This window comes from Pseudomonas sp. NPDC078700 (assembly GCF_044542375.1).
Taxonomy (GTDB): domain Bacteria; phylum Pseudomonadota; class Gammaproteobacteria; order Pseudomonadales; family Pseudomonadaceae; genus Aquipseudomonas.
The window spans coordinates 21,308-38,652 of record NZ_JBITUI010000005.1; the positions used below are offsets into that span (position 1 = coordinate 21,308).

Annotated in this window: 17 protein-coding genes; 13 read left to right on the top strand and 4 right to left on the bottom strand. The window is 55.6% G+C overall.

The features are described from left to right. Window positions 1–4 precede the first annotated feature (4 nt). From ACIGCM_RS17520 to ACIGCM_RS17535, 4 genes are all read left to right on the top strand, one after another. Window positions 5–1,381, top strand: a complete 1,377-nt coding sequence (locus ACIGCM_RS17520) for an MFS transporter (RefSeq protein WP_397503341.1) — start codon at window positions 5–7, stop codon at window positions 1,379–1,381. Window positions 1,382–1,410: 29 nt separating this feature from the next. Next, window positions 1,411–1,908, top strand: a complete 498-nt coding sequence (locus ACIGCM_RS17525; RefSeq protein ID WP_339490026.1) for a single-stranded DNA-binding protein — start codon at window positions 1,411–1,413, stop codon at window positions 1,906–1,908. 392 nt (window positions 1,909–2,300) lie between these two features. Then, on the top strand, window positions 2,301–3,365 hold the full coding sequence (locus tag ACIGCM_RS17530) for a Rieske 2Fe-2S domain-containing protein (RefSeq protein ID WP_397503342.1): 1,065 nt from the start codon (window positions 2,301–2,303) through the stop codon (window positions 3,363–3,365). Window positions 3,366–3,472: 107 nt separating this feature from the next. Beyond that, window positions 3,473–4,423 carry a PDR/VanB family oxidoreductase gene (locus ACIGCM_RS17535; RefSeq protein ID WP_397503343.1) on the top strand — a complete coding sequence of 317 codons (951 nt, stop codon included), beginning with the start codon at window positions 3,473–3,475 and terminating at the stop codon, window positions 4,421–4,423. Window positions 4,424–4,429: 6 nt separating this feature from the next. Here the strand turns inward: ACIGCM_RS17535 and ACIGCM_RS17540 are convergent, their stop codons facing one another. Both ACIGCM_RS17540 and ACIGCM_RS17545 read right to left on the bottom strand, forming a co-directional pair. Further along, the gene (locus ACIGCM_RS17540) at window positions 4,430–5,143 is read right to left on the bottom strand and encodes a GntR family transcriptional regulator (protein WP_397503344.1); all 714 of its coding nucleotides are present in this window, start codon (window positions 5,141–5,143) and stop codon (window positions 4,430–4,432) included. Window positions 5,144–5,416: 273 nt separating this feature from the next. Beyond that, window positions 5,417–6,748, bottom strand: coding sequence for an MFS transporter (locus ACIGCM_RS17545; RefSeq protein WP_397503345.1), 1,332 nt, complete (start codon window positions 6,746–6,748; stop codon window positions 5,417–5,419). A gap of 862 nt (window positions 6,749–7,610) precedes the next feature. Between ACIGCM_RS17545 and ACIGCM_RS17550 the strand changes: the two genes are divergently transcribed. The 3 genes from ACIGCM_RS17550 (at window position 7,611) to ACIGCM_RS17560 (ending at window position 10,781) form a co-directional block, all read left to right on the top strand. Then, window positions 7,611–8,831 (top strand): MFS transporter, encoded by a 1,221-nt coding sequence (locus ACIGCM_RS17550; protein WP_397503346.1) that lies wholly within the window; start codon window positions 7,611–7,613, stop codon window positions 8,829–8,831. A 140-nt stretch (window positions 8,832–8,971) separates the two neighbouring features. Next, window positions 8,972–9,856, top strand: coding sequence for a sugar nucleotide-binding protein (locus tag ACIGCM_RS17555; protein ID WP_397503347.1), 885 nt, complete (start codon window positions 8,972–8,974; stop codon window positions 9,854–9,856). After that, window positions 9,849–10,781 (top strand): SDR family NAD(P)-dependent oxidoreductase, encoded by a 933-nt coding sequence (locus tag ACIGCM_RS17560; protein WP_397503348.1) that lies wholly within the window; start codon window positions 9,849–9,851, stop codon window positions 10,779–10,781. Before ACIGCM_RS17555 ends, ACIGCM_RS17560 begins: the two co-directional genes overlap by 8 nt. Window positions 10,782–10,854: 73 nt before the next feature. On the opposite strand, the gene ACIGCM_RS17565 is transcribed toward ACIGCM_RS17560, so the two are convergent. Beyond that, the gene (locus ACIGCM_RS17565; protein ID WP_397503349.1) at window positions 10,855–11,535 is read right to left on the bottom strand and encodes an OmpW family protein; all 681 of its coding nucleotides are present in this window, start codon (window positions 11,533–11,535) and stop codon (window positions 10,855–10,857) included. 188 nt (window positions 11,536–11,723) lie between these two features. Here ACIGCM_RS17565 and ACIGCM_RS17570 point away from each other — a divergent pair, with 188 nt between their 5' ends. The 6 genes from ACIGCM_RS17570 to ACIGCM_RS17595 are packed head-to-tail and all read left to right on the top strand — an operon-like array spanning window position 11,724 to window position 16,617. After that, window positions 11,724–12,491 carry a DUF3450 domain-containing protein gene (locus tag ACIGCM_RS17570; RefSeq protein WP_397503350.1) on the top strand — a complete coding sequence of 256 codons (768 nt, stop codon included), beginning with the start codon at window positions 11,724–11,726 and terminating at the stop codon, window positions 12,489–12,491. Further along, entirely contained in the window at window positions 12,491–13,852 is a 1,362-nt protein-coding gene (locus ACIGCM_RS17575) for a MotA/TolQ/ExbB proton channel family protein (RefSeq protein ID WP_397503351.1), read from the top strand. The genes ACIGCM_RS17570 and ACIGCM_RS17575 overlap by 1 nt, the downstream gene beginning before the upstream one ends. Further along, complete coding sequence (locus tag ACIGCM_RS17580) at window positions 13,845–14,393, top strand: MotA/TolQ/ExbB proton channel family protein (protein WP_397503352.1); 549 nt, start codon at window positions 13,845–13,847, stop codon at window positions 14,391–14,393. Before ACIGCM_RS17575 ends, ACIGCM_RS17580 begins: the two co-directional genes overlap by 8 nt. Before the next feature lie 11 nt (window positions 14,394–14,404). Next, window positions 14,405–14,815, top strand: coding sequence for a biopolymer transporter ExbD (locus ACIGCM_RS17585; RefSeq protein WP_029529509.1), 411 nt, complete (start codon window positions 14,405–14,407; stop codon window positions 14,813–14,815). Continuing rightward, window positions 14,815–15,507 (top strand): energy transducer TonB, encoded by a 693-nt coding sequence (locus tag ACIGCM_RS17590; protein ID WP_397503353.1) that lies wholly within the window; start codon window positions 14,815–14,817, stop codon window positions 15,505–15,507. The genes ACIGCM_RS17585 and ACIGCM_RS17590 overlap by 1 nt, the downstream gene beginning before the upstream one ends. Beyond that, entirely contained in the window at window positions 15,508–16,617 is a 1,110-nt protein-coding gene (locus ACIGCM_RS17595) for a tetratricopeptide repeat protein (RefSeq protein WP_397503354.1), read from the top strand. 203 nt (window positions 16,618–16,820) lie between these two features. Here the strand turns inward: ACIGCM_RS17595 and ACIGCM_RS17600 are convergent, their stop codons facing one another. Further along, window positions 16,821–17,345, bottom strand: coding sequence for a DUF3299 domain-containing protein (locus tag ACIGCM_RS17600; RefSeq protein WP_397503355.1), 525 nt, complete (start codon window positions 17,343–17,345; stop codon window positions 16,821–16,823).

Consider the following 17,345-nt stretch of genomic DNA (forward strand, 5'->3'; position numbering starts at 1 on the left):
GGTAATGCACGATCTGCACAATGACCGCATGAGTGGCAGCGAAACCCGAGCGGCTGCTGGATTGTCCATGGTGTTCGCTTTTCGGATGCTCGGCATGTTCATGGTTCTGCCGGTCTTGGCGACCTACGGCATGGACCTTAAAGACAGCACGCCAGCGCTGATTGGTTTGGCAATTGGTGTTTATGGTCTGACTCAGGCGTTCTTGCAAATCCCGTTCGGGATGATTTCTGACCGTATCGGCCGTCGTCCCGTCATCTATGTGGGCTTGCTGATATTTGCCGCCGGTAGCGTGCTGGCAGCCAATGCTGATTCGATCTGGGGCGTGATTGGTGGCCGCGTATTACAAGGCGCTGGGGCGATCTCTGCTGCGGTCATGGCGCTGCTCTCTGATCTGACCCGCGAACAGCACCGGACTAAGGCGATGGCCATGATTGGCATGAGCATCGGCTTATCCTTTGCTGTGGCTATGGTTGTTGGGCCGCTGTTGACCCGGGCGTTCGGTTTGTCTGGCTTGTTTTGGGTGACCACCGTAATGGCCTTGGTGGGCATGCTGATCATCGCCTTTGTGGTGCCGAGCACGCCGGGGCAATTGCAACACCGCGAATCCGGGGTGGCAAAGCAGGCGCTGATTCCGACGCTGCGTAATGGCGACTTGCTGCGCCTGGATATCGGTATCTTGGCTTTGCACTCAATCCTTATGGCCAGTTTTATGGCCCTGCCATTGGCGCTCGTTCAAGAGGGTGGCCTGCCTAAAGAACAGCATTGGTGGGTGTACCTCACCGCGCTGTTGATTGGTTTTTTCGGCATGGTACCGTTCATCATCTACGCTGAGAAAAAGCGTCAGATGAAGCGCGTGCTGGTCGGCGCTGTTGCAGTGTTATTCGCTTCTGAAGTTTATTTCTGGGCGTTTGGCCATAGTTTGCAGGCGTTGGTGCTGGGCATTATCGTGTTCTTTACTGCATTCAATCTGCTAGAGGCATCTTTGCCTTCGCTAATTAGCAAGGTCGCGCCGGCTGGCGGTAAAGGTACGGCGATGGGGGTTTACTCAACGAGCCAGTTTCTAGGGGCTGCGTTGGGGGGTATTGTGGGTGGTTGGTTGTACCAGCACTACAGTTTGTCGGGGGTGTTCCTCGGATGTGCTGCAATGGCGCTTCTTTGGTTGGCCTTTGCTGTTAAGATGCGTGAACCACCCTATGTAACCGGTCTGCGCATGCCGCTTTCAGCTTCAGCAGTGCAAGATACTGGGCTGGCGGAGCGCTTGCTGGCATTACCCGGTGTAACAGATGCGGTTGTGGTTGCCGAAGAGGCTGCCATCTATATCAAAGTGGACACCCAAAAATTGGATCGTACGGCGCTTGAGAGCTTGATAGAACAAGCCTGAGAGCCGTGCTGACAGCTTAGGAGATCGTTATGGCCCGTGGGGTTAACAAAGTTATTCTGGTCGGTACCTGCGGACAGGACCCAGAAACGCGCTATCTGCCAAATGGCAACGCCGTTACTAACCTGAGCTTGGCAACTAGCGAGCAGTGGACCGACAAGCAAACCGGCCAGAAAGTCGAAAAGACCGAATGGCACCGTGTTTCGATGTTCGGCAAGGTTGCTGAAATTGCCGGTGAATACCTGCGTAAAGGTTCGCAAGTTTACATCGAAGGCAAGTTGCAGACCCGTGAATGGGAAAAAGACGGTATCAAGCGTTACACCACTGAAATCGTGGTCGACATGCAAGGCACTATGCAACTGTTGGGCGGCCGTCCAAACAACGAAGGCGGTGACTCAGCGCCACGTCAGCAGCGTCCTGCGCCTCAACAACGTGCTCCACAACCGCAAGCCGCTCCACGTCCAGCGCCGCAGCCACAAGCTCAGCCAGCGCCAGACTACGACAGCTTCGATGACGATATTCCGTTCTAGGAGTTACCTTAGCGGAAGTTGTAAAGTTTCAGGCTGGAGCCCCCGAATTTCGGGGGCTTTTGCGTTTTTGGGTGCTGAGTTCAGCTTGAGGGCTCATGTGGCATTTGCTCGATGTAAGCACCGGCCCCTTTAAACAAGCCGCTATCGGCTCATTAGGCGCATTGCCACGTTGCGGGTGGGGCGAACCAGACTAATACGATTCTTTAAGCTGTCGTTCGCTGATTAGCCGGAAAGGCGATGTTCAGTCATGCGGAAATTGGATCCATATAAGATCATGAGTCCGATTATCGCCCAAAAACACCTCGGAAAACCCTGTATCAATTGACTCTCTAGTATTCATAAATATTTAATGGATCCATTAAATAAAAACAAATAGTAGCTGGAGAGCTCCGATGTACCCGAAAAACACTTGGTATGTTGCCTGCACCCCTGATGAGCTTGCCGAAAAACCGTTGGGTCGGCAGATTTGTGGGGAAAAAATCGTGTTCTATCGCGGCCTTGAAGGCAGAGTTGCCGCAGTAGAGGACTTTTGCCCTCATCGCGGTGCGCCGCTGTCGCTGGGGTATGTCGAAAACGGCAAGCTGGTTTGCGGTTATCATGGCCTGGTGATGGGGTGCGACGGCAAGACCGTTGAAATGCCTGGGCAGCGAGTTAGGGGGTTCCCTTGCAACAAGACTTTTGCCGTGGTCGAACGCTACGGTTTTATCTGGGTCTGGCCAGGTGATCAAGCGCTGGCCGATCCGGCTCTGATCCATCATCTGGAGTGGGCGGACAGCGATCAGTGGGCCTATGGTGGTGGCTTGTTCCATATTGATTGCGACTATCGTCTGATGATCGACAACCTGATGGATTTGACCCACGAAACATACGTGCACGCCTCCAGTATTGGTCAGAAGGAAATTGACGAAGCCGCGCCGGTGACTACGGTCGAGGGCGATGAGGTCGTCACCGCCCGCCATATGGAAAACATCATGGCCCCACCGTTCTGGCGCATGGCCCTGCGTGGGAATAATCTGGCCGATGACGTGCCGGTGGATCGCTGGCAAATCTGCCGCTTCACACCACCTAGCCATGTGCTGATTGAGGTCGGCGTGGCTATCGCCGGCAGAGGTGGTTATCACGCCGAGCCGCAACATAAGGCCGCCAGTATAGTGGTCGACTTTATTACCCCTGAGACCGAAACCTCGATCTGGTACTTTTGGGGCATGGCCCGCAATTTCAATCCGCAGGATGAAGCCCTAACCGCGTCCATCCGCGAGGGGCAGGGCAAGATCTTCAGCGAAGACCTGGAGATGCTTGAGCGCCAACAAAAAAACTTGCTCGATCACCCCCAGCGCAACCTGCTCAAGCTCAATATCGACGCCGGTGGAGTGCAGTCGCGCAAGATTCTGGAGCGCTTGATCACTAAAGAGCGCACCCTCGATCCACAGTTGATCGCTACCGCCAACCAAGCCTAGAACACTCGCAGCACGCTCGCCCGTGCAGCGTGTTTGACGGTGATCATGCCTCTGCTGAGAACAAACAGAACCGATAGCCACGAGCGGGCGTAGTCTGAGGACCGAAAATGATTGATGTATTGGTACTATCTCGAAACAACGAGGCGCAGGACATCTGCAGCTTTGAGCTGGCCAGTGTCGACGGCAGCCCGTTGCCTGCTTTTAGCGCTGGTGCGCATATCGACGTGCAGGTGGCCGACGGGCTGATCCGCCAGTATTCCTTGTGCAATCATCCTGAGGAGCGCCATCGTTACCTGATTGGTGTGCTCAAGGACCCCGCCTCACGGGGTGGTTCGCGCAGTCTGCACGAACAGATAAAGGTCGGTAGCCGCCTGCGCATCAGCGAGCCGCGCAACCTTTTTCCTCTGGTGCAGGGTGCCCGACGTAGTCTGCTATTTGCTGGCGGTATCGGTATTACGCCAATACTGTGCTTTGCTGAGCGTCTGGCTCACAGCGGTGCAGAGTTCGAATTGCACTATTGCGCACGCTCCAGTGAGCGCGCGGCCTTTGTTGAGCGCATGAGCCGCTCGGCGTTTGCCGAGCGCGTGTTTCTGCATTTCGATGAGCAGCCGCAAACAGTGCTGGATGCAGCCAAAGTATTGGCTAGTCCCCAGGACAATATTCATCTGTATGTCTGCGGCCCCGGCGGCTTCATGCAGTACGTGCTGGACAGCGCCAGAGCCCAAGGCTGGCAGGAAGACCACCTGCACTGCGAGTACTTTAGTGCCGTTCCCGTCGATAACCTCAATGATGGATGCTTCTCGGTTCAGGTTGCCAGCACCGGTCAAGTGGTTGAAGTCGCTGCCGATCAGTCGGTGGCCCAAGCTCTGGAAAGCCATGGCATCGAAATCGCCATGTCATGCGAGCAAGGGATTTGCGGCACCTGCCTGACTCGGGTGTTGGACGGCGTACCGGAGCATCGCGACTTGTTCCTCACAGAAGAGGAGCAGGCCCTCAACGATCAGTTCACGCCCTGCTGTTCGCGCTCGAAGACGCCCTTGCTGGTGCTGGACATCTGAATGGCATTACTGTGCGCGTAGAATGACTTTCATGCGTTTATCAGTTGTCGTCGAGCCGAAGGTTTCAGCGTAGCGCAAAGTGGCATTGGCGTGCTCGCGCATGATTGCCTCGGCGCGCGCACCCTGGCGATTGATCAGCGCATCGAACACCGCATGGTGCTGCATATGTGCAAAGTTGAAGCGGCGGTATTCGCGAACCATGTCGTGGCGATCTACCGCCAGTGCGGTCACCGAAGCAAACGGCAGATGGTCGTTGCGTGCCAGTGCATCGGCAATCGCCGGGTTGCAGCTGCTCTCGATGATTACCTGGTGAAAACGCATGTTGAGGTCATGATAGATCTCGAGATCATCTTGTGTGACAAAGCCCTGTTCGAACAGTTGATCACCCTGCAATAGACATAGCTGCAAAGCTTCACGTGCTTCATCAGACAAGCCGCGCTCCGCAGTCTGGCGTGCCGCCAAGCCCTCAAGTACGCCTCGCACCTCGACCGCCCCAGCGATATCATCGGCACTTACCGAGCGGACCTGAAAGCCCCGGCCGCCAAAGCGCACCAGCAAACCTTCCTGCTCCAGCGTGCGAAACGCCATGCGTACAGGCATCCGCGAGACGCCAAACAGTTCGGCCGTGGGAACTTCCATCAGGCGCTCACCAGCGGCAAGTTCGCCGGTGGCAATCATCTTGCGCAGCGTCACTAGCACCAATTGACCGGGCTTACTCATCTAGGCGGTGTCCAGAAAACATGTGCCGCCATAGTACCGTAAGCCTGACGGCTGGTGCAGTGCAGCACACCGGGCTGGATCGAAGCCAAGGTAGTTGGCCAGCAATCAGAAGGACAAGGGGGCGGCGGCGATCAGTCGCGTCTGGTCGAAGTCGCCGCCATACAGCTGCCTGAAAACTGGCTGCTGGTCACCGACTTCAATTGCGCTGATCAGGCACGCACCCATCAACTGCCGCACCGGCACCTTGTGCGGGTTGCATCACGGTCGCCAGAGCTAGGCATTGGCCAGAACGGGTGGTGCCGTCTTGGCCGTGGGCTTGAGCAGCAACAGGCAGCCTGCGGCTAGTACAAAGACGCTGGCGAACACCCCGTAAAGATGCAGTGGCTGCCAGTCGTTATCGAGTAGGAAACCGGCAGCCACCGGTGACAGGATCGCACCTATCCGGCCTATACCAATTCCCCAGCCTACCCCGGTAGCGCGCATTGAGACATCGTAGACTGCCGGCGACAGCGCATAGAGGCCAGCCACGCACCCGTTGGAAAATAATCCGATCAGTAAACCGAGCCCCAGTGCTGCAGCGATGCTTGAGCCGGTGCCGACAAACATAACTAGCAGCGTGGCAGTGACCAGCATGAATAGCGACAGCACCCGAGTTAGTGGCCAGCGCGAGGCCAGGCCGCCTATCAGCGCAGCGCCGAAGATCCCGCCAACACTTAGAAGTACCCCGCCAGTAATCCCTTGCTGTGCCGATAGGCCTGCGGCTACCAGCAACTTTGGCGTCCAGCTCATCACGAAGTAAAAACCGAACATCACCAGGAAAAACAGCAACCAGATCACTAACGTGGTACGGCGCATCACCGGAGTCAGCAGCTGTCTGACACCTGTGGCAGTCCCCAACTCCGTTACTTGCTGCGCAGGTAGTAGGGATATTGCCGGTTCCCCCAGTCGTAGGGCGAGGCGATTGACTTGGGCCAAGGCATTGGCTGGACGTCGGGCTAATAGAAAATCCAACGACTCGGGTAGCCAGACTAGCACCAGCGGGATCACCGACAGCGTCACGGCACCGCCGAACAGAAATACCGAGCGCCAACCCCATTGGCCCAACAACCATACTGCCAGTAGACCACCTAGGGTCGCACCCAGTGCGTAACCCGTGGATTGCAAGCTCACCGCCAGACCACGCCACCGTTTACTTGCATATTCACTGGCAATCACGTTGCTGCTGGCGAGGATGCCACCAATGCCTAGCCCAGTTATGCCGCGTAGTAGTGCCAGTTGGAAAGGGGTTTGGCTTAAGGCTGAGAGCAGCATGCCCGCCCCCGACAACGTCAGGCAGAACAGAATCAGTGGGCGCCGGCCGAAGCGGTCAGCCCAAGGCGCTATAAACAACGAGCCGGCTGCCATGCCGAACAGTCCTGCACTCAGCAAAAAGCCGATTTGCGTGCCATTGAGTTGCCACTCCGCTGACACTGAGGCCGCAGTGAAGGCCATCACCAGCACATCGAATCCGTCGATCATATTCAAGATAATGCAAATGCCGATGGCCAAGCATTGGAAGCGGTTCATTGAGCCGCTGTCCACTCGGTTTTTCAAGTCCACGCTCATAGTCCTACCTCTGATACGGCAATGATCAGAAGTGAAAGAAGTGACAGATGCATGCCTGCGCAGGGGAGGCTGACGTAATCCAGGCAGTGACGCCAGCTTGATAGTTCATTCATGGCTAACCCTTTCTTGTAGTTGTTTTACCGCCAGTCAGGAGGGCTCTCACTGCGGTTGAGTACTAATTAGCCCATTAATGGATCCATTAGCAATGGTCTAATGGATGCAGGTTTTGAAGGCGTATTAAAAAAAATCTCAATTTAGAACGTTATTTTTAATAAAGATGATTTATTTCAATAACTTATTATTTTGTCTCAAGCTTGCCGCTTCTGTTCGATTATCGATTACTCCTGTATTAAGAGGCTTTTACGGACGTTATCCAGCCAAAAGTGTTAGGCCCGTAAATACAATGGATCCATGATTTGGGTGTACGGTAATCCGCTATTACTGCCGGATACCCTGAGGCTGTGCCTGGAGCCAGGCACTGACTCCATTGTCTGATGGGCGGGCATCGCTCCCGCTGGATATATCTAGAGTGGCCTTAGGTACTGCATGGCTTAACGCTCGCTGTCTCTTGGTATAGCTCGCCGTCTCTTGGTATAGATAGTGCCGTCCACGGTATTGCCGCTGGAGCGCAACCTGCCGCGCACCCGCGATGGCTCAGGTCGAGTGCAAGGAAATTTTTAAAGTCACTTAGGAGGCGCGTATGGTCTTGCACCGCCAATAACCCAGGCGCGTGAGCATAGGTTTTTGGCTGTTAAGAAGTCACTCAAGCTATGTGCCGCATATCCATTCCCTGGGCTGCGAGGTTAGACTACCGGCCCCATTATCGCGCTACCCTGATTATTAGCTGTCTGGAAACCTGCCCATGTCCAGCACCACCTCTTCTATAGCTGCAAGCCCGTCCAGTTCCACCGTGAGTCAAGCCAGTCCTTTGGTGATGCGGGTGATCGGTGCCTGCGCCTTGGCACACCTGATCAATGACTTGATTCAGGCGGTGCTGCCGTCGATTTATCCGATGCTAAAGGCGAACTACGGCCTGACCTTTACTCAGGTGGGTTTGATCACACTGACCTTTCAGCTCACTGCATCTTTATTGCAACCTTGGGTGGGCTATCACACTGACCGCCACCCTAAACCTTGGTTGCTACCGTGCGGGGCGATTTGTACCTTGGTTGGCATCTTGATGCTGGCGTTTGTCGGCAGCTTTGCTGCGATATTGCTGGCGTCTGCTTTGGTTGGCATTGGTTCATCGACCTTTCACCCCGAGGCATCGCGCATTGCGCGCCTGGCTTCCGGTGGGCGTTACGGGCTTGCCCAGTCAACTTTTCAGGTAGGCGGTAATGCTGGCAGCGCCTTTGGTCCGCTGTTGGCTGCTGCGATTGTGATTCCCTATGGCCAAGGTCATGTCGCGTGGTTCGGGTTGTTTGCGGTGTTTGCCATCATGGTGCTCTGGGGGCTGAGCCGTTGGTATCGCAATCATTTGAATTTGTTCAAGCTCAAGCAAGGTGGTCAAGCAACGCACGGCCTGTCATCGCGGCGAGTGCGTCTGGCTTTGTTGGTGTTGGCGCTGCTGGTTTTTTCCAAATACTTCTATATGGCCAGCTTTACCAGTTACTTCACCTTCTATTTGATTGAGAGGTTTGACCTGTCGATCGCCAGTTCGCAGTTGCACCTGTTTATGTTTCTTGGGGCCGTTGCTGCCGGCACCTTTTTTGGGGGCCCGATTGGCGACAAAATTGGCCGCAAGATGGTGATTTGGGTGTCCATTCTTGGCGTTACACCTTTTACCCTGGCGCTGCCTTACGCGGATTTGTTCTGGACCAGCGTGCTGAGTATGGTGATCGGCTTTATCTTGGCCTCGGCATTCTCCGCAATTGTTGTCTTCGCTCAAGAGCTTGTACCGGGGAACGTGGGTATGATCGCCGGTGTCTTCTTTGGGCTGATGTTTGGCTTTGGGGGGATTGGGGCCGCGTTGCTTGGGCATCTGGCGGACCTGCATGGCATTGAGTATGTCTACAAGCTGTGCTCTTTCTTGCCGCTTATAGGCATTATTACGGTGCTACTGCCTTCAACCAAAAGGGGGTAGGCAGTGCTGATTGGGTGTTTTGATCCGGGTTATTTTGTTTTTTATCGGCTGAGCTTTAGTATGCAAGCCAAGTCACTTTAAAAAGCTTTGTAGCTTTCTCTTATTTATAACCGTTCTGCTTGCTGAGATAGCTATCGATTATGCGAATGCGTTTGATGCTGTTGGGTGGGGGTAGCGCTTTAGGGCAAGCGCTGATTCGTCTCGGGGCTGAGGAAGATATTAACTTCCTCGCGCCGCGCCCCCCTGAATCAGGCTGGGATGCCGCCAACCTGACTCAGTTGCTCGATGACACACGCCCTGATGCGCTGATCAACCTCGCGTATTACTTTGACTGGTTTCAGGCAGAAACGGTGAGCGAAGTGCGTTTTGCCAGTCAGGAACGTGCAGTCGAACGGCTTGCCGAACTGTGCAAACACCATGAAATTCGTTTGATCCAGCCGTCGAGCTACCGCGTGTTCGATGGCGCGCGGGCGACTGCCTATACCGAAAAAGAAGAGCCTGTGCCGCTGGGTTTACATGGGCAGGCATTGTGGCGTCTAGAACAAAGCGTGCGCGCCGTTTGTTCGCGGCATGTCTTATTGCGCTTTGGCTGGCTTATCGACAGCTCAGCTGAAGGGTTGCTGGGGCGTTTTTTAGCCCGTGCTGAACGCGATGTAGAACTCCATCTGGCGGATGACCGCCGGGGCAACCCTACACCAGTAGATGATGCAGCGAGAGTCATTCTTGCGGTACTCAAGCAGCTGGATTGCCAGGCGCCGTTGTGGGGCACCTATCATTATGGCGGGCATGAGGCGACGACATCGCTGGCACTGGGGCAGGCCTTGCTCAGTGAAGCGCGCAGCTTCCGTAGCAACTTGGTTGATGACGTAGTGGCAGATGCCCATGCGTCTCGGCCGGATGCTGCAGAAGAGCCCCAGCACGCCGTGCTGGCCTGCAAAAAGATTCTTCACACCTACGGCATCAAGCCGCGCGCTTGGCGTGCGGGGCTGCCGAGCCTATTGGATCAATACTATCGTCATGTCTAAGTTAATTCTGGTCACCGGCGGAGCCGGGTTTATTGGATCGCACATGGTTGATGCATTGCTGACTAAAGGTCATGCCGTGCGGGTGCTGGATAACTTGTCGATGGGTAATCGCGACAACTTGCCGTTAGATAATCCTCAGTTGCAGTTCATTGAAGGCGATGTGGCTGATGCCGCTTGTGTTTCGGCGGCTGTCGAAGGTTGTGATGCGGTAGTTCACTTGGCTGCTGTTGCCTCGGTGCAGGCCTCGGTCGATGATCCGGTCAGCACCCACCAAAGCAATTTTGTCGGCACCTTGAATCTCTGTGAGGCCATGCGTGAGCACGGCGTCAAACGCGTGGTGTTTGCCTCAAGCGCTGCGGTATACGGCAATAATGGTGCAGGTCAGCCAATTGATGAAGGCACAGCCAAGTCGCCACTTACCCCCTATGCGTCGGATAAGTTGTCGAGCGAGTATTACCTCGACTTCTATCGTCGCCAGCATGGCTTGGAGCCTGCAGTTTTTCGTTTCTTCAATATTTTTGGCCCGCGTCAAGATCCGTCGTCTCCGTACTCTGGGGTGATCAGCATTTTCACCCAGCGGGCGCAGCAAAACCTGCCGATTAGTGTGTTCGGTGATGGTGAGCAGACTCGGGACTTTTTCTTCGTTGCTGATCTGATTGAGTTGTTGCAGCAAGGCTTGTTCGCAGAGCAAGTGTTCAGCGATGCGGTCAATGTGGGCTGGAATCAGGCGACTAGCCTCAAGCAGTTGCTCGACGCTATTGGTGAACTGTTTGGTGGCTTGCCTGCGATTACTTACCTGGAGCCCCGGGCTGGCGATATTCGCCATTCACGCGCAAATAATGATCGCCTTAAGCAGGCATATCGCATGCCGCAGGAAACACCGCTTAAGGAAGGGCTGCGTCAGTTGTTGGGGCTGAGCGAGTAACCATTTAAGGCGTTACATCAATACGAAAAAGCCGACACTCAGTGTCGGCTTTTTCGTGAAGGCTAGGTTGGGCTTAGAACTTGTAGCCCAAACCGACCATGTAGACCCACGGGTCGATATCCACATCGAGCTTCAAGTTGCCCACGCCTGCCAGGTCGGCATGGGCGTTGGTGTCGATGTCGATATAACGTACCTGGCCGTTGACCATCCAGTGGTCGTCGATCATGTAGTCGGCACCGATCTGCGCTGCCGCGCCCCATGAGTCGCTCAGGTCAAGATTACTAAAGCCTTTGGCTTCGGCACTGCTTGAGGTGTCGGCGTCATAAAATGCGGTGTAGTTGATGCCCACGCCGACATACGGCTGGAATGCATAGTTCTTGTCGAGCGGGTAGTAGATCAGGCTCAAGGTCGGTGGTAGTTGTTTAACATCACCCAGGTCGCCGTTTAGACCGGCTAAACCACCTTGCAGGCCATGCACGCCCACATCATGGCTGAACGGGGTGGCGGCCAGCAGTTCAATGCCCAAGTGGTCGGTCATCATGTAGGCAAAGTTCAGGCCCAGTTGCGTGTCGCTTTCTACTGTTGCGCCACCGCCCAAGTCGCCCAGTGGACTCTTCACGCCAGAGCTGTCTTCATTTGGATCTACAGTGATTGCGCCGGCGCGGACGATGATATCGCCTGCTTCATAGGCGTGAGCAAAACTAGGGGCAATCGCAAGGGCAAGCAGTGGAGCTATGAGAGTGTATTTATTCATGGATAACTCCTATTGAGTTGCTGGACTTAAGTGATGTTTAAATAATAGCTCCCTAACTAAAAAGGGTATTGATCCAGCTCAATAAGTCACTGGATTGCCACTTTAGAGCATTCACGCATTGCCTTTGCATACGAATAAAGATGATAATGGTTCTCTTTAACGTATCCGATGCAGAGGATTTTCACCGCATGAGCCCGTTCCCCATCCGCTTATTGGCGGCTGCGCTGATGTTTTCGAGCGCTGCCGTAAGCGCTGCACCTTTAGGCGCGGCACTGGATGAAAGCCAAGGTCTGGCGGCCGACGCCAAGGCCTCTCAGGCGCGCATTGAAAAGCTTGATGACGCCAGCCGTGAAATGCTCAGTCAATACCGCAGTGCGCTGGAGCAAGCTGAGGCCTTGAAAGGCTATAACGTGCAACTGCGCGAATTGGTTGCGGCCCAGCAAAAAGAGTTAGCGGGTTATCAAACCCAGCTCGACGGTATTGAGCGTACTCAGCAAGCGGCCACTCCGCAGATGCGCAAAATGGTTGAGGTGCTGGGCGAGTTCATTAATGCCGATGTGCCATTTCTCCCCGAAGAGCGTGCTGATCGCCTTGCACAACTGCAAGACTTGTTGCCCCGTGCTGATGTCAGCCTAGCTGAAAAATACCGTCGCATTCTTGAGGCCTATCAAGTTGAAAGCGATTACGGCCGCACGCTTGAAGCATGGCGGGGTGAGTTGGAAGGCGAGCAGGGTACGCGCAGTGTCGAATTCCTGCGGTTGGGCCGTGCAATGATGTATTACCAGACCCTCGACGGTCATGAGAGTGGTTGGTGGAATGCCCAGACCCACGCGTGGGAAATGCTTGATAACAGCGCGCGTCGCCCACTGCATCAAGCCATTGCCATTGCTCGCCAAGAGCAAGCGCCAACACTGCTTGATCTGCCGGTGAAGACTTTGAACCTAGGGGCCCAGTAATGAATGTAGTGATAAACCGTGGGCTGGTCGCGGCGTTAGTTTTGAGTGTGTTGCCCGTAACGGTGAGCGCGGCCGAACCGCTGAGCCCAGACCAGTTGCTGCAACGTATTCGCAGCGAGCGCGCAGCTGAAGTCAGTGCGATGCAAGACCGTGAAAAAGCATTTGTTGCCGAGCGTGGCGAGCGTGCTGAGCTTTTGGCAAAGGCGCAAGCAGCCTTGGCCGAGCAGAAGTCCGAAGCGGAACGCTTAAAAGCTGATTTTGATCGTCAAGAAGTCGAACTGGCTGAGCAAGAAAAACTGCTCAAGCAACGCTCGGGTAGTCTCGGTGAGTTGTTCGCCGTGGTTCGTCAAAGTGCCGGTGATGTTGCTGGGCAATGGCAAGACAGTCTGCTAAATGCGCAATACCCTGAGCGCATCAAGCGTATGCAGGCACTGTCCGAGAGCCGAGCATTGCCGTCTGCTCAAGACCTTGAAGATTATTGGATGGTACTGCTCGAAGACCTGACCGCCAGCGGTCGCGTTGAGCAGGTCGAGCTGCCAGTGGTTGCCGCAGACGGCACCCGCAAGCAGCAGCCAGTCCTACGCGTTGGCGCATTCTCTGCCTTCAGTGATGGCCAGTTCTTGCGCTACGACGCCGATTCACACGAATTGCTGGTGCCTGAGCGTCAGCCGTCGGGTTCAGGCCTGGTAAGCGACTATCTGGCGAGCAAAGAATCCCTGGCGACACTGCCGATTGATCCAACTCGCGGTACGATCCTGGCGCAGTTGCAACGTAAGCCGAGCCTTTGGGATCGCTTGCAGCAAGGTGGTCTGGTCGGTTGGGTGATTGTTGCTCTGGGGGCACTGGGGCTGCTGTTGGCGCTGTGGCGCATGGTCTATCTGGCCAAGGTCAACCGCGGCGTTAAGGCTCAAGTGCAAAACATCAGCGTGCCTAACGATGAGAATCCGCTGGGCCGGGTTATTGGCGTATTGGGTCCTAATCCGCAGTTGTCTGACTTGGAAACCCTTGAACTCAAGCTCGATGAAGCGATCCTTCAGGAAACGCCGCCGCTGGAGAAAGGCCAAGGTCTGCTCAAATTGCTGAGTGCGGTGGCCCCGCTGCTGGGTCTGCTGGGTACTGTTACCGGCATGATCGTCACCTTTCAGGCCATCACTCAAGGTGGTGGCGGCGATTCGCGGCTGATGGCTGATGGTATCTCGCAAGCATTGGTAACGACCGTGCTTGGCTTGGTAGTGGCGATTCCGCTGTTGTTCCTGCACAGCTTGCTGGCAAGTCGCAGTAAAGCCTTGATCCAACTGCTTGAGCAGCAAAGTGCTGGCCTGATTGCCCTGCATTTGTCTGGGGCACCGCGCCGTGACTGATCTGTTCGCCTTATGGCTGCGTGTAACCGACAGCGCCTATGCGTTGCTTGATTTCATGAGCGCGGGCGGTGTGGTGATGTGGGCGTTGGCAGGGCTTTGCGTGATCTTCTGGACGCTGGTGCTTGAGCGTTTCTGGTTTATGCGCAGGGTCTTCCCGGTCTGGGTTGAAGAGCATCGCAACGCCTGGCAGCAGTTGTTGCAAGACGACTCTGGCACTTGGCAACGCGCTGTGCGCAGCGCTTGGTTGGCCCAAGCACGGCAACATTTGGTCGGGCCGTTGCGGCTGAGCAAAACCTTGGTGGCGATGTACCCGCTACTGGGCTTGCTTGGCACGGTTAGCGGCATGGTTGCAGTGTTTGATGTATTGGCACTGAGTGGCACTGGCAACCCGCGCGGAATGGCCGCGGGTGTCTGGCAGGCAACCTTGCCAACCATGGCCGGCATGGTGCTGGCGATTACTGGATTGTTCAGCCTGGCGCGTCTCGAACGCGACGCCCGTCAGGCCATTGAGCGGCTGGCTGACCAGCTGCGACACGACTGAGATAGCTAATCATGAGAATGCGCCGTCACCATCAGCAAGACGAAGACACTGGCATCGACCTGACGCCGATGCTTGATGTGGTCTTTATCATGCTGATTTTCTTTATCGTCACCAGCTCGTTTATCAAAGAGTCTGGTGTCGAGGTTCAGCGCCCACAAGCGCAAACAGCCAGCCCTCAGGACAAAGGCAACATCCTGATCGCGATTACCGCTGATGGTCAGGTATGGATGGATAAAAAAGTGGTCGATGTGCGCAGTGTTCGCGCCAATGTTGAGCGCATGCGTGTCGACCAGCCCGAAGGAGCCGTTGTGGTTCAGGCTGACCAAGATGCGCGTACTGGTCTGGTGGTGCAGGTCATGGATCAGGCACGTCTGGCGGGTGTTCAGGATGTCGCACTGGCAGCCACTTCGGGAGCGCTTTGATGCGTGTGGCATGGTCGTTTATAAGTGCCTGTTTGATCGCAGTCCTGCTGTTTGCGTTGATGTTGTATATGGTCGCGCCGCCAACCAGTCAGCCGTCTGATGAGCCCGTGACAGTGGCTAACTTTGTACGCATGGACACCAGCTCCAGCGACACCGCGACCCGTACCCGCCAGCAAGCACCACAGCCGCCGCAACCGCAAACGCCGCAGCCACCGACGCCGCCAACGCCTGTTGCAGTGACACCTAATGCGAGCATGCCTAAGCTGGATATCGACCTGCCAACCATGAACAGTGGCGTGGCGGTGAACAGTGCACCAACCCCGAATCTGACTGGTTTAGTGGCGGGTGCTGCCGCTCCCAGTGCACCGGCTCCAGCGCCTGCGGCTGATGCGGGCAAGCAGTCTGGTGGCCCTGAAAGTGAGGTCATGCCGCTCAATGACGTGAGTCCGCAGTATCCGCGTTATGCCTTGCAACGCGGCATTGAAGGGCATGTGAAATTAGCGTTCACCATTACCCGTGCGGGTGCGGTTGAAAACGTACGGGTACTGGAGGCCAGCCCGAAGAATGTATTTGAGCGTGAAGCTCGCCGCGCCGCTGTGCGTTGGCGATTCGCTCCGCGTACTGAAGGTGGCTTGGCGGTAGCGCGTGAGGCGGTAAAAACTTTGTACTTCCGTTTGCAGGGAGATAGTTAAATGATCCGTTTAGCTCTGATTTTCAGTTTTTTAGTCAATGTCAGCCTCGCCAGTGAAGTGTTTGCGGCTGGGCAAACGGTCGAACCCAGCGTTATGCGCGCCTTGAACACTGCATCTATCGCTCAGCAAAAGGGCGACTATGCAGGTGCTGCGCGTGCTTTGGATGGCGTTAAGGGTGAGGCAGGTAGCCTTGAAGAAACCCTGTTGTGGCGCAGTCATGGCTACCTGGCGTGGGCGCAGGGGAGCAATGCCAAGGCAATTGACTACCTCAGCAAAGCGGTTAAAAGCGGCAAGCTTGATGAAACCCAGCAGGCCAATGAACAGCTCAATTTAGCCAAGCTGAATCTGACAGAGCAGCGCTACAAGGAAGTTATCCGCTTACTGACCCCAGTTCCGGCCAAGGCATCTGAAGAAGTCTTGCAGATGCTGGTGCAGTCATATCAGGCATCTGGTCAGCCGGCGAAGGCGCTGCCCTTGGCTGAGCGTTACGTTAAAGCTAACCCGCGGGCTGAGGACCGCTGGTTGCAGTTTTTGGTTGGGGTCAACGCTGATCTTAAGCGTTATTCCGAGGCTGAGAAGTGGCAACAGCAGTTGCTCGCACGCAGCCCAAATGATGTTCAGCATTGGCGCCAGCTGGCGGCCCTGCAACAGCTTTCCGGAAGTTATGAACATGCCTTGGCAACCTTGCGCGCTGCGCGCACCAAGGGCCTGAATTTCAACGCCAAGGAGCTGGATAATCTGACCTTGTTGGCCAGTGCGGCTGATCAGCCGTGGCAGGGAGCCAAGTTGCTCAAAGGTATGCTGGATCAAGGGTTGCTGCCGAATAACAGTGAGCGCCAAGAACGCCTTGGTTTGTTCTATTGGCAAGCCCGTGACCGAGCCCATGCCGTCGATATCTACCGTCAGTTGGCCAGTGCTTCAGGCAACGGCAAGCACTGGATGAATGTCGCGCAGTTGGAGTTGGAACAGTCGCGCTGGAAGGCAGGGCTGGCAGCCTTGAAGAAGGCTGAAAACGCTGGGGCTGATCGCCGTCAGGTGCGCGAGTGGCGTAACTGGGCAGAAAGCGAGCTTAATGCCGACAACAATGACCGTCTTGCCAGCGCCCGCTAAGCACTAACACCGGGGTGGTTGACGCAGGTTCATCCCTTCCCAGTTACGGTTGTTGAATGAGTGCATAAGCCGTAGGGCAGGTAACGTTTTCTTACCCGCCATTTTCAGCCATACAGAACCGTGCTATCAGCCCAGTTAAGTGGTTCTAGGTTGGGCTATGGCGGACAAGCTTTGCTTGTTCGCCCTACGGTTGAGCGCCGGGTTTACTCGCCTTCAGGCAATTCGTACGGATAAATCTTCTGTGCACTCATCTGGTAACCGGCATCAGCCAGTTCGCTGGTGCTTTGTTCAGCCTTGAGTGGCCCTTCGACCCAAAAGGGTTGATACAGGGTGTCGAGCTTGACCCCAAGTTCGGTAGTGATATGTACGATCTGGTTGGACGGCGGTGGCGGTACATGGATGCACGCACCGAAGTACGGCACCAACAAAAACTCGGTCACCCTGCCATCATCTGTCGCATCCAACGGCACGATATAGCCCGGTAGTTTTACTTCGACACCGTCCAACGCCTTCACCACAGGTGCAGCGGGTGATAGCTGCTTCATGCTGGGGCCTGACTCAGACAAAGTACTGCCCAGCTGCGACAGGTCATGCATGGGAGCCATTTGCTGCACCACCGGCGGCGCGTTTGGTGGGATCAGCTCTGACCACGTCAGCTCGCGCGGTTCGGCCGCCCACAGCGAGCTGCACGCAGCCATAAATAGGACGCCAAGAGCGCTGCGCTGCAT